The organism is Campylobacter taeniopygiae (assembly GCF_005406225.1).
Taxonomy (GTDB): Bacteria; Campylobacterota; Campylobacteria; order Campylobacterales; family Campylobacteraceae; genus Campylobacter_D; species Campylobacter_D taeniopygiae.
In genome coordinates this window covers 1-12,165 of sequence record NZ_NXLY01000021.1, presented here as the reverse complement: position 1 = coordinate 12,165, position 12,165 = coordinate 1, and the positions used below count along the sequence as shown (strand labels likewise).

Below are 12,165 nucleotides of genomic sequence, written 5' to 3'. Positions count from 1 at the left end.
TTAAAGAAAAAGACAGTGAAGTTTTATTCTTTAACAAGTTCAGTAAAATTGTTTTTAAAACTTGCTTGTGACTTTTAACATTGGTAAGTTAAAGAACATACTTTAGAAATTATTGATGAAAAATATTTCTTAAAGTAAAAATTGGAATTATATACGTAGTAAGCTTAAAATAAGATGAAATAAAAAGTGAAATTTTCACTTTTTATTTCTAATGTTATTTAATTTTATATCCTCTAAAGGCAAAGAAAAAGATATAAATATAACATATTAAAGGAATTATGTAAGAAAACAACAAGCTAACATTATCAGCTACTAAACTTTGCACCTGTGGAATAATAGCCCCGCCAACAATAGCCATACTGATAAATCCAGAAGCTCGACTTGTAAATTTGCCTAAATTTTTTGTTGCCAAAGAAAAAATTGATGGAAACATAATAGAATTAAAAAGCCCTATAGCCAACAAACTCACCATAGCAATTTTCCCGCCAAATGAAATAGCTAATAAAACTAAACAAATATTAATAATAGCATTAAATGTTAGACATTTATTTGGAGCAATTTTAGTCATAATAAAACTTCCAACAAATCTTCCTATCATAGCTCCACCCCAGTAAAATGCTACATACTCTGCACCGATTTTTTCTTCTATTCCTACATATTTATTCATAGTTGAAATTAAAAATGAACCTATGGTAACTTCAGCTCCAACATAGAAAAATATAGCTATTGCGCCTAAAACAAAATGAGGATATTGAAAAATACTTGTTTTTCCATCATGATTTTCATCACTGATTTTTTCAGCCGTTGCTCTCACATCTGGAAGTTTTAAAAGATACATCACAACCGCTAAAAGAATTAAAGCTCCTGCAATTGCTAAATAAGGCATTTGTACTGATTGAGCTTCTTCCATTTTGTTTGCATATTTTGTAGCATCTGAAAGTATAAAAGCTGCACCAAAAAGTGGCCCTAATGTCGTTCCTAAAGAATTAAAAGCTTGAACTAAAGTTAAAGCCGTAGATTCTTTACCAGGTGCAAGTAAAGTTACAAATGGATTTCCAGCAGTTTGCAGTAAAACAATTCCACTTGCTGAAATAAAAAGAGCACTTAAAAATATAGGATAAGAGGCTGTTGAAGCCGCAGGATAAAACAAAATACAACCAACAGCAGTTAAGACAAGTCCTAAAACAACTCCTATAGGATAACCTACTTTTTCTAAAAGTTTTCCAAAAAATCCACCTGTTATAAAATAGGCACTAAAAAAACAAGCCTGCACTAAAGTCGCTTCAAAATAATTGAGCTCAAAAATATCTTTTAAGTGCGGAACTAAAATATCTTTCAAAACCGTGATAAAACCTATCACAAAAAATAAAGCCATTAAAGCAATTAATGCAAAATTATTAGATTTAGCTTGCATGTTTTTCCTTCTAAATTGAATTAAAATTTTTATAAATTTGTATTAGATGTTTTGTAGAACTATCATGTTCTTGGATTTTTCCACCTTGAAGCTCTGATAAAATAGTTTTAACAAGTTCTTTACCAAGTTCAACTCCCCACTGATCAAAACTATTAATACCCCAAATCACACCTTGAACAAAAATTTTATGCTCATATAAAGCAACCAAAGAACCTATGCTTTTAGGATTGATTTCATTGAGTAAAATAATATTACTAGGTCTATTACCTGAAAAAACTCTATGAGGCGCAAGTTTATGAATTTGCTCTTCGCTAAATCCCTTACTAGACATTTCTTTTTGAACTTCTTCAAGAGTTTTTCCTTTCATAAAAGCTTCAGCTTGTGCAAAAACATTACTGAGTAAAATTTCATGATGCCCTGGTAAGCTTCCTTTTTTACTTAAGGATGCGATCAAATCAATAGGACTTAAATGCGTTCCTTGATGTAAAAGTTGAAAAAAAGCATGTTGAGCATTAATACCTGTATCACCCCAAATAATAGGACCTGTATCATAATCAACTTTTTTACCATCTTTTCTAACCTGCTTACCATTGCTTTCCATGTCTAATTGTTGTATAAATTTAGGAAGATATTTTAACACAGAATCATAAGGAGCTATGATATGGCTACCTGCATCAAAGAAATTGATATACCAAACCCCAATTAAACCTAGAATAACAGGCATATTTTTCTCAAATGGTTCATTATAGAAATGCTCATCCATCAAATATGCCCCTTCTAATAAAGAAGAGAAATTTTCCTTACCCAAATAAATCATAATAGCCAAGCCTATAGCAGACCAAAGACTATAACGTCCGCCGACCCAATTCCAAAATTCAAACATATTATTTGAATCAATACCAAATTCTTTTACCGCTTCTTTATTGGTTGAAACAGCCACAAAATGTTTTGCTATGTGCTTTTCATCTAAGGCATGATTTAAAAACCATTTTCTAGCTGTAAATGCATTAGTTAAAGTTTCTTGAGTTGAAAAGGTTTTAGAAGCTACTATAAATAAAGTTGTTTCGGGATGAACTTGATCTAAAACACCTTGCAATTGCGCTCCATCAACATTGGAAACAAAATGCATGTGTAATCTTGGATGTCCAAAATTTTTTAAAGCTTCACAAACCATCAAAGCTCCCAAATCAGATCCACCTATACCTATATTTACAACATCTGTAATCACTTGATTTGTATAACCAAGCCAAGCACCAGAACGCAAAGAATCTGAAAAATTTTGCATCTTTGTTAAAACTTCTCTAACATTAGGCATGATATCCATATCATCAATCATAATAGGATGATTACCTTTATTTCTTAAAGCAGTATGCAAAACCGCTCTATTTTCAGTTGTATTGATCTTTTCACCTTTAAACATAGCCACCATTTTTTCTTTTAAAGAACATTCGTTAGCTAAGTTAAACAATAATTTTAAAGTTTCATTATTAATGCGATTTTTTGAATAATCAAGCTTTAAATCACCAGTCTCAAGAAAGTATCTTGTTCCCCTATTTTGATCTTCTTTAAATAGATCTCTCATGTGCACATCTTTTATATTTAAAAAGTGATTGTGCAACTCCTTATAAGAATTTAAATGTGTTAAAGATTTCATTTTTCACCTTTCACTTCTTTTAAGATATAATCTTTTAAATGATTTTCTAAAGCGACTGCTGCACCACTAATGCCTGGATATTTTGCTAAAACTACATAAACAGGAATAGCAGCCAAATAAGCATCAAACCTTCCTTTATTTTCAAAACGTATTCTAAAAGGCGATGTTTTAAAATAATCAATAAATCTAGGAATAATCCCCCCACAAAGATAAACTCCGCCCCTAGCTCCCAAAGTTAAAGCTAAATTTGAAGAAACTGTACCCAACATAGCACAAAATATATCTAAAGTCAATCGACACAAAGGAGATTTTCCGCTTAAAGCTTGTTCGCTGATAAGCTCTGGAGTCATTTTAGAATGCTTTATGCCTTCCCTACTAGCTAAAGCTTCATATATAAGTACTAAACCCGCTCCACTTAAAAAACGCTCAGCCGATACATGGCCATACTTTTTCTTTGCATACTGCCAAATCATTATTTCCGTATCATCAAAAGGTGCAAAGCTAACATGTCCACCTTCCCCAGCTAAAGCTGTATATCCGCATTCATTACAAGGAATTAACCCACTTACTCCAAGTCCAGTTCCAGGACCTAAAACAGCTTTTGGCGCATATACTTCACAAGAAGTTCCACCTACTTGCATCAACTCAGAAAGTGGCATTTTGGTTATAGCATAAGCTTGAGCTGTGAAATCATTGATAAGTATCAAAGACTCTAAATTTAAAGCTTGTCTTGTGGTTTCAATTGAAAAAGCCCAATGGTGGTTTGTCATTTGAACCCAATCGCCCAAAACAGGATTGGCAATAGCAAAAGCACCAAATCGAACTACTGGATTGCCAACTTTACTTAAATAAGTTTTCGCTGCATCAACAACAGTGTTATAATCATGACAAGCTAAAACTTCAACATTATCGATTTTACCCGGCATAGTTTCTAATGCAAATCGAGCATTAGTGCCACCAATATCAGCTAAAAGCCTTGGATATGATTTTTTATTTTGAGAAGTAGACATCGCACATCACCTTTTCTGAATGAAGTATATAAGATATAGGAAATTTAAGATTTAAACCTTTAGCAGCTTCATTAAAAACAAGTTGTTTTTCTTTTGTAGCTATAGATAAAAACAATTTATTGCATTTCTCCAATGCTGATAAAGACATAGAAAGTCTTTTATATGGAGCATTTTTTGGGGTTGTTAAAACAATGCTTTTTTGAGTCGTTAAAGCAAAATCAAATTCATCTGCTTCAGGAAATAAAGAGGCTGTATGACCATCTCCACCCATACCCAAAATAGCAATATCAGGCTGATTGTAAATTTTATTTGCATTTTCAACTAAATCCTCTAAAGAAAGTTTGCAATCTTCAAAAAAAGGATTAAAATGCGCTTTTTGGGCTAAATTCTTTAAAAAATGCATTTTGATCAGCCTTGCATTACTATCTTCATGATTAAGATCAACTATTCTCTCATCAACTAAGGAAACATTACATTTATCCCAAGCACAATCTTTTTTGCTTAACATTTCTAAAAATAAAACCGGAGACTTTCCTCCAGAAAAAGCTAAATTTACATTTTGTTTAGCTGATAAAATTTGCTCAATAGATAAAGTAACAGCCTCAACTAAAGCCTTATTACAAGACTCTAAATCTGAAAATTCATGCATTTTAAATGCCATTTTTTCCTCCAATTTTACTGCTTTACAAATTTGCTTAAATAAAGTGTAACAGAGTTTTGCTTATATTCATCAAAATAAACAAAAATTACTGAAAAATTTAAGCAAATTTGTTTCTAAATTACTCAAGTTTGCTTTTAATAAATTAGACATTGTGCCATTCATGCTGATCTTTTTGAATCAAATCAAACGATTCTTTAGGTCCCCAACTTCCCGCAAAATAAGAATATAAAGGTGTTTTATTATTTTTCCAATTTTCTAAAATAGGATCTACCCATGCCCAAGCAGCCTCTAATTCTTCTTTATGATTAAAAGAAGCTTGATTGCCTTCTATAACATCTAAGATCAATCTTTCATATGGTTGCATGACTGAAGCACTGTTTAAATTTAAAATCAAATTATTTTCCTCATAATCCATTGTTTTACCAATTTTTTTTACTTTTAAATTTAAAGAAATTTGATTTTCTGGCTGCAAACGTATTATAAGTTTATTAGGATGGGTATTTTGATCTTGCTGATCTTTAAAACAAATAACAATTTGAGCAAAAGAATTAGCCATCCTTTTACCTGTTCTAATGTAAAATGGAACATTTTTCCAATTTTCATCCAAAAGTTCAGCTTTTATAGCAACAAAAGTTTCTGTTTGGCTATTTTCTTTAACATTATCTTCGTCTAAATAAGCTTTAAATTCTCCTGATTGATTGTATTGAGCTCTAATGACATTTGATTTTATATCTTCATCGCTTAAAGGTTTTAAACTCTTTAAAAGTTGCAATTTCGCACTTCTTATAGAATCAGCATCAAGAGTATTTGGAATTTTCATAGCCACTAAAGAAAGAATTTGCAAAATATGATTTTGAATCATATCTCTTAAAGCTCCTGTGCTATCATAAAATTCTCCTCGACTTTCTACACCTAAGGTTTCAAAAACACTGATCTCGACATAATCAATATAATCTTTTTTCCATAAAGAAGTAAAAATAGGATTAAATCTTCTTAAAATCAAAAGATTTTGTATGCTTTCTTTTCCTAGATAATGATCAATTCTATAAATTTGTTTTTCATTATAGTATTGTGCTATTTCATTATTTATAGCTTGACAAGATTTTAAATCCATTCCCAAAGGTTTTTCTAAAATAATTTTAACCCTATCATCATTTAAACCAACTGATGCTAAATTTTTACACGCTTTAATAAAAAACTCTGGAGAAATTGAAAAATAAATAACTATATTTTTACTTTCACTACTTATTTTTTCTTTCAACAGTTCAAAATCTTTTGTTTCATTTAAATTTATACTTAAATAATCAATATTGTGTGTAAATTCTTCCCATTTTTTATCATCACAATTTTTTACATGTATTTTTGACTTATGATTCATCTTATCCTTGAATTCATCAACATTTAGCATACTTCTACCCGTTGCAATCATTTTTCCAACATGAGGCAAAAATCCATCCACATAAGCTTGATAAAGAGAAGGGAAAATCTTTCTCATCGCCAAATCTCCAGTCGCTCCAAATAAAATAAAATCAAAACTTTGCATTTTTTCTCCTTTTATAAAATTAAATTAATACCAAAACTTTATTTTAATTACTAAAAGTATATTTTAGAATTTTTATCTAAAATTATGGCATAATTAAACATAAAAAATGCTACAATAAAAAAAATAAATTTTAAATAAAGGATAAACATGGCATTAAATAAAATTAAACAAATCACTCAAAAAGTGAAAGAACGTAGCGAAAAGACACGCAAGGAATATTTAGAACGTATTCAAGCACACAAAGGCAAAATTCAAAGAAAAGATCTTGGATGTGCGAATCTAGCTCATGCTTATGCTAGCATACCAGAACATATTAAAGAAAGAATCAAAGAAAACAAAGATTCGAATTTTGCCATAGTTTCAGCTTATAATGATATGCTCTCAGCGCACCAGCCCTTTAAAAATTATCCTGATATCATAAAGCAAGAACTTTTTAAAAATCATGCATTTGGACAGTTTGCTGGCGGAACTCCTGCTATGTGCGATGGGATCACTCAAGGTTACGATGGAATGGAGCTTAGTTTATTCTCAAGAGATGTTATAGCCATGAGTGTAGCCGTAGCACTTTCTCATAATGTTTTTGATGGAGCTTTTTACTTAGGAGTTTGTGATAAAATAGTTCCAGGGCTTTTGATTGGAGCTTTAAGCTTTGGTCATTTACCAAGTATTTTTGTCCCTTCTGGCCCTATGACGAGCGGAATTTCCAATGATGAAAAATCAAAAACTAGACAACTTTTTGCTGAAGGTAAAATTTCACGCGATAAACTCCTAGAAAGCGAAATGAAATCTTATCATGATATAGGAACTTGTACTTTTTACGGAACAGCTAATTCAAATCAAATGATGATGGAATTTATGGGACTACATTTACCAAATTCTGCTTTTATAAATCCAAACACATCTTTAAGAGAAGCTTTAGTTAGAGAAGCTGCAAACCATATGACTCAAAATAAAATTTTACCTATAGGAGAATTACTCGATGAAAGAAATATCATCAATGCTATGATAGGACTTATGGCCACAGGCGGTTCTACAAATCATACTATTCATTTAGTTGCTATAGCTCGTGCAGCAGGTATAATCATCAACTGGGATGATTTTGACGCTATTTCAAGCATTACTCCACTTTTAGCGAGAGTATATCCTAATGGAAAAGCTGATGTTAATCAATTTGAAGCTGCTGGAGGCTTAGCTTTTGTTATCAATGAACTCTTAAAAGAAGGTTTATTGCATGATGATGCCAATACAGTAATGGGGCAAGGAATGCAAGCTTATACCAAAAATCCTTTCTTGATTGATGGAAAAATCGTCTATAAAGATGGTGTAAAAACAAGCAAAGAAGAAAATATCCTAAGAAATATAGAAAATCCATTCTCTCAAAATGGTGGTGTTAAAATTTTAAAAGGAAATATAGGAAGAGCTGTTATTAAAATTTCAGCTGTTAAAGAAGAACATCAAGTTATCAAAGCTCCTGCCATGGTATTTCACTCTCAACAAGAATTTTTAAATAAATTTCAAAATAAAGAATTGCAAAAGGATTTTATAGCGGTCTTACCTTATCAAGGGCCAAGATCTAATGGTATGCCAGAACTTCATAAACTCACTCCACCTTTAGGAATTTTACAAGATCAAGGTTTTAAAGTCGCACTTGTTACTGATGGAAGAATGTCGGGAGCTTCTGGTAAAGTTCCAGCAGCAATCCATATGAGTCCTGAAGCTTTACTTGATGGAGATATTGCTAAAATTAAAGACGGAGATATGTTATTACTTGATGCAAAAAATGGCATACTTGAAATTCTTATTGATGAAAAAGAATGGAAAGAAAGAAAAATACCTAAATTAGAAAAGAAAGAAATTTTTGGTTGCGGAAGAGAACTTTTCGCTGGATTTAGAACTCAAACCTCAAGTGCTGAAACAGGCGCAATGAGTTTTGGTGGATATTTTAAATAAGGAGATACAATGCAAACAAAAGAAATCTTAGAAGTAAGTAAAATCATTCCAGTTATAACAATTTATGATTTAAAAACAAGTGTGAATTTGGCAAAAGCTTTGATTGATGGAGGGATTAAAATTTTAGAAATCACTTTACGCACTCAAGAAGCTATTGAAGCCATAAAACTTATATCAAAAGAAATTCCAGAAGCTGTTGTAGGCGCTGGAACAGTATTAAACGCTAAAATGCTAGAAGAAGTAAAAAATGCAGGAGCTAAATTTGCTATAAGCCCAGGATTAAATACCATACTTGCTAAAGAAGCAAAAAATGTTGATTTGCCTTTGATTCCAGGTATTGCAACCGCTGGAGAATTAATGCTTGCTCTTGAATTTGGATTTAAAAATTTAAAATTTTTCCCTGCTCAAGCTGCAGGAGGTGTTAATATGTTAAAATCTTTTTCTGCTCCATTTCAAGAAGTGAAATTTTGTCCTACTGGCGGTATTAGTCTTGATAATATGAATGATTATTTAAAATTGGATAACGTTCTTTGCGTTGGAGGATCTTGGCTAACTCCTAAAGAATTGATCTTGGATAAAAAATGGGATCAAATCACTCAGATCGCTAAACAAAGTTTAGGACAAATTTTATAAATGGATTTCAAATGCAAAAATTAAATCAAAATCTTAAAAAAATATACAAAGAAGAGTCTTTAGCCCACCAAGAACAAAGATATTTAAAAGCTTTAGAAACTTTTAAAAAACTTTATCCTAAGCATAGTAATTTTAGCTTTTACTCTTCTCCAGGTAGAACAGAAATAGGAGGAAACCATACCGATCATCAACATGGTATGGTTTTAGCAGCTGCTGTAAATTTAGATATTATTGCAGTGGTTGCTCCTAACAATAGTGATAGCATTTGCATTAATTCCGAGGGGTTCAATTTAAAAGAAATTAAATTAAATGATCTCGCATTTAATCCAAATGAAATTGGAAGTTCAGAAGCTTTGATAAAAGGAATTTGTTCTAAATTTAAAGACTTAAACTATAATATAAAAGGTTTTGATGCCTATATCACTTCAGATGTTTTAAAAGGTTCAGGTCTTTCTTCTTCGGCTGCTTTTGAAAATCTGATTGGCACAATTTTAAATTATGAATTTAACAATGCTGATATTTCAGCAACTCAAATAGCACTGATAAGCCAATACGCAGAAAATGTTTATTTTGGAAAAGCATGTGGCCTAATGGATCAAATGGCTAGTGCTATAGGAGGATTTTCTTTTATGGATTTTAAGGAACCTCAAAAACCTATTGTTGAAAAGATAAATTTTGATTTTTCAGATTGCAATTATCTTTTATGTATTGTCAATACCAAAGGAGATCATGTAGATTTAACTTCGGATTACACCGCAATCACTGAAGAAATGCAACTTGTTGCAAAGGCTTTTGGTAAAAAAGTTTTAAGAGAAGTAGATGAAAAAGATTTTTTTGATAATATCGCTTCATTAAGAAAACAAATTCATGATAGAGCTATTTTACGTGCTATACATTTTTTTAAAGATAATCAAAACGCATTTAAAGAAGCTCAGGCTCTAAAAAACAATGATTTTGAAACTTTTAAAAATCTTATTAAAGATTCAGGAAACTCATCGTTTAAGTTTTTACAAAACATTTTTTCTTTATCTAAACCTTTAGAGCAAAATTTAGCTTTAGCTTTAGCTTTAAGTGAAAAAATTTTAAAAGATGAAGGTGTAAGTAGAGTTCATGGCGGAGGTTTTGCGGGAACCATTCAAGCTTATGTTCCTCTTAAACTTGTTCAAGAATATGAAGAAAGTATGAAAAAGATTTTTGGTCAAGATTCTTGCCATATGTTAAATATAAGAAATATAGGTGCGACAAAATTATGATTTACGCTCTTATTGATCAATTGATTTTATATGCTTTAGAAAAAAAACTCATCAAACAAGAAGATAAAATTTTTCACATAAATGGTTTAATTGATCTTTTTAAATTACAAGAATACAAGCAAGGAAAAAAAATTTCCAAAATGACACTTAATGAAATTTTAAATGCTTTGCTAGATTATGCTTGTAAAAATCAACTTTGTGAAAATGATAATGTAGCGAGATCTTTATTTGGTGTTAAAATCATAGGACTTTTAACACCAAAACCTAGTGAATTAATTTCTCAATTTAAGCAATATTATCAAAAAAATCCAAAAGCAGCTAGCGATTTTTTTTATCAATTTAACCAAGATTGCAATTATATTAATAACGATCAAATTAAAAAAGATATAAAATGGAAAACTCAAAGCAGTTACGGAAAGCTAGAAATTACAATAAATCTTTCAAAGCCAGAAAAAGATCCAAAAGCTATTGCTAAAGCCAAAGAAAATAAAAACACTTATTATCCTCAATGTCTTTTATGTAAGGAAAATGAATATTATGCAGGAAATTATCACCATCCTGCTAGGCAAAATTTAAGAATTTTACCCATAAAACTTGCCGATGAAAATTGGTTTTTTCAATACTCACCTTATGTTTATTACAAAGAACATTGTATCATCCTTAATCAAAAACACACTCCAATGAAAATCTGTAAAAAAACTTTTGAAAGATTATTTGATTTTTTAAAAATATTTCCTCATTATTTTATAGGATCAAATGCCGATTTACCTATAGTTGGAGGCTCTATTTTAAGTCATGATCATTTTCAAGGAGGCAGTCATACCTTTGCTCTTAATAATGCAAAAATAGAAAAAAAATACAAAATTAAAAATTTTGAAAATATAGATTTTGGTATTGTTAAATGGCCATTATCTGTTATAAGAATTTCAAGTAAAGACGATAAAAAATTAATAGAATTTGCGGATTTCATCCTAAAAAAATGGAAAAATTATAATGATAAAAACGTCAATATCCTAGCAAAAACTCAAAATACACATCACAATACTATAACGCCTATTGCAAGAATGAAAAATTCTAAATTTGAACTTGATCTAGTTTTAAGAAACAATAGAACAGATGAAAAATATCCATTTGGCATTTTTCATCCACATGAACACCTGCACAATATAAAAAAAGAAAATATAGGACTTATAGAAGTTATGGGACTTGCTATTTTACCTCCTAGACTTAAAGAAGAATTGGAACTTTTAAGTGATTATATCCTTAATAATAAAAATATAAATACTAACGAAAAGATTAAAAAACATACACAATGGGTTGAAAATTTCCTACCTAAATATAAAGATATTAATGGTAAAAACATAGAAAAAATTTTACAAAAAGAAATATCTAAAACATTTTTAGAGGTATTAAAAAATTGCGGAGTGTTTAGACGTAATAAAAAAGGAATGCAAGCTTTTGAAAAATTTGTAAATACTTTAAATAAATGAAAAAATTTAATATTATTATTTATGGTGGGCCTAACAAGACTTGAACTTGTGACCTCACCCTTATCAGGGGTGCACTCTAACCAGCTGAGCTATAGGCCCTTATCATGGTGGAGAATAGCGGGATCGAACCGCTGACCTCCTGCGTGCAAAGCAGGCGCTCTCCCAGCTGAGCTAATTCCCCATAAATTAGCTTTTCATCAATCTTTGAAATCTAAACAAGGATGATTGAGTTTATATGAACTAATGGTTGTGAGACTCATTAGTTTGTACTCTAGAAAGGAGGTGATCCAACCGCAGGTTCTCCTACGGTTACCTTGTTACGACTTCACCCCAGTCGCTGATTCCACTGTGGACGGTAACTAGTTTAGTATTCCGGCTTCGAGTGAAATCAACTCCCATGGTGTGACGGGCGGTGAGTACAAGACCCGGGAACGTATTCACCGTAGCATGGCTGATCTACGATTACTAGCGATTCCGGCTTCATGCTCTCGAGTTGCAGAGAACAATCCGAACTGGGACATATTTTATAGATTTGCTCCACCTCGCGGTATTGCGTC

At 31.1% G+C, this 12,165-nt stretch carries 9 protein-coding genes, 2 tRNA genes and 1 rRNA gene; 4 read left to right on the top strand and 8 right to left on the bottom strand.

Translation table 11 applies throughout. From position 1 onward, the window contains the following. Positions 1-214 precede the first annotated feature (214 nt). From CQA75_RS08275 to zwf, 5 genes are all read right to left on the bottom strand, one after another. Positions 215-1,414, bottom strand: coding sequence for a sugar MFS transporter (locus CQA75_RS08275; protein ID WP_137624517.1), 1,200 nt, complete (start codon positions 1,412-1,414; stop codon positions 215-217). 10 nt (positions 1,415-1,424) lie between these two features. Further along, positions 1,425-3,068 carry a glucose-6-phosphate isomerase gene (gene pgi, locus CQA75_RS08270; RefSeq protein ID WP_137624516.1) on the bottom strand — a complete coding sequence of 548 codons (1,644 nt, stop codon included), beginning with the start codon at positions 3,066-3,068 and terminating at the stop codon, positions 1,425-1,427. Further along, complete coding sequence (locus tag CQA75_RS08265; RefSeq protein ID WP_137624515.1) at positions 3,065-4,078, bottom strand: glucokinase; 1,014 nt, start codon at positions 4,076-4,078, stop codon at positions 3,065-3,067. Before CQA75_RS08265 ends, pgi begins: the two co-directional genes overlap by 4 nt. Continuing rightward, on the bottom strand, positions 4,059-4,739 hold the full coding sequence (pgl, locus tag CQA75_RS08260) for a 6-phosphogluconolactonase (protein ID WP_137624514.1): 681 nt from the start codon (positions 4,737-4,739) through the stop codon (positions 4,059-4,061). Before pgl ends, CQA75_RS08265 begins: the two co-directional genes overlap by 20 nt. A gap of 142 nt (positions 4,740-4,881) precedes the next feature. After that, the gene (gene zwf / locus CQA75_RS08255) at positions 4,882-6,282 is read right to left on the bottom strand and encodes a glucose-6-phosphate dehydrogenase (RefSeq protein WP_137624513.1); all 1,401 of its coding nucleotides are present in this window, start codon (positions 6,280-6,282) and stop codon (positions 4,882-4,884) included. A 147-nt stretch (positions 6,283-6,429) separates the two neighbouring features. Between zwf and edd the strand changes: the two genes are divergently transcribed. The 4 genes from edd to CQA75_RS08235 are packed head-to-tail and all read left to right on the top strand — an operon-like array spanning position 6,430 to position 11,608. Continuing rightward, entirely contained in the window at positions 6,430-8,232 is a 1,803-nt protein-coding gene (edd, locus tag CQA75_RS08250) for a phosphogluconate dehydratase (RefSeq protein ID WP_137624512.1), read from the top strand. Positions 8,233-8,241: 9 nt separating this feature from the next. After that, positions 8,242-8,865, top strand: coding sequence for a bifunctional 4-hydroxy-2-oxoglutarate aldolase/2-dehydro-3-deoxy-phosphogluconate aldolase (locus tag CQA75_RS08245; protein WP_137624511.1), 624 nt, complete (start codon positions 8,242-8,244; stop codon positions 8,863-8,865). 11 nt (positions 8,866-8,876) lie between these two features. Then, the gene (locus tag CQA75_RS08240) at positions 8,877-10,118 is read left to right on the top strand and encodes a galactokinase (RefSeq protein WP_137624510.1); all 1,242 of its coding nucleotides are present in this window, start codon (positions 8,877-8,879) and stop codon (positions 10,116-10,118) included. Further along, the gene (locus tag CQA75_RS08235) at positions 10,115-11,608 is read left to right on the top strand and encodes a UDP-glucose--hexose-1-phosphate uridylyltransferase (RefSeq protein WP_137624509.1); all 1,494 of its coding nucleotides are present in this window, start codon (positions 10,115-10,117) and stop codon (positions 11,606-11,608) included. Before CQA75_RS08240 ends, CQA75_RS08235 begins: the two co-directional genes overlap by 4 nt. Positions 11,609-11,630: 22 nt before the next feature. On the opposite strand, the gene CQA75_RS08230 is transcribed toward CQA75_RS08235, so the two are convergent. From CQA75_RS08230 to CQA75_RS08220, 3 genes are all read right to left on the bottom strand, one after another. Next, a tRNA-Ile gene (locus CQA75_RS08230) sits at positions 11,631-11,707 on the bottom strand. Between the two features lie 6 nt (positions 11,708-11,713). After that, positions 11,714-11,789: transfer RNA gene (locus CQA75_RS08225), tRNA-Ala, on the bottom strand. 94 nt (positions 11,790-11,883) lie between these two features. Beyond that, positions 11,884-12,165: ribosomal RNA gene (locus tag CQA75_RS08220) — 16S ribosomal RNA — on the bottom strand; the annotation flags it as partial.

What these genes read in the sequence shown, in the direction of transcription:
- CQA75_RS08275 (WP_137624517.1), bottom strand. Translation starts at nt 1,414, where the DNA reads ATGCAAGCTAAATCTAATAATTTTGCATTAATTGCTTTAATGGCTTTA.
- pgi (WP_137624516.1), bottom strand. Translation starts at nt 3,068, where the DNA reads ATGAAATCTTTAACACATTTAAATTCTTATAAGGAGTTGCACAATCAC.
- CQA75_RS08265 (WP_137624515.1), bottom strand. Translation starts at nt 4,078, where the DNA reads ATGTCTACTTCTCAAAATAAAAAATCATATCCAAGGCTTTTAGCTGAT.
- pgl (WP_137624514.1), bottom strand. Translation starts at nt 4,739, where the DNA reads ATGGCATTTAAAATGCATGAATTTTCAGATTTAGAGTCTTGTAATAAG.
- zwf (WP_137624513.1), bottom strand. Translation starts at nt 6,282, where the DNA reads ATGCAAAGTTTTGATTTTATTTTATTTGGAGCGACTGGAGATTTGGCG.
- edd (WP_137624512.1), top strand. Translation starts at nt 6,430, where the DNA reads ATGGCATTAAATAAAATTAAACAAATCACTCAAAAAGTGAAAGAACGT.
- CQA75_RS08245 (WP_137624511.1), top strand. Translation starts at nt 8,242, where the DNA reads ATGCAAACAAAAGAAATCTTAGAAGTAAGTAAAATCATTCCAGTTATA.
- CQA75_RS08240 (WP_137624510.1), top strand. Translation starts at nt 8,877, where the DNA reads ATGCAAAAATTAAATCAAAATCTTAAAAAAATATACAAAGAAGAGTCT.
- CQA75_RS08235 (WP_137624509.1), top strand. Translation starts at nt 10,115, where the DNA reads ATGATTTACGCTCTTATTGATCAATTGATTTTATATGCTTTAGAAAAA.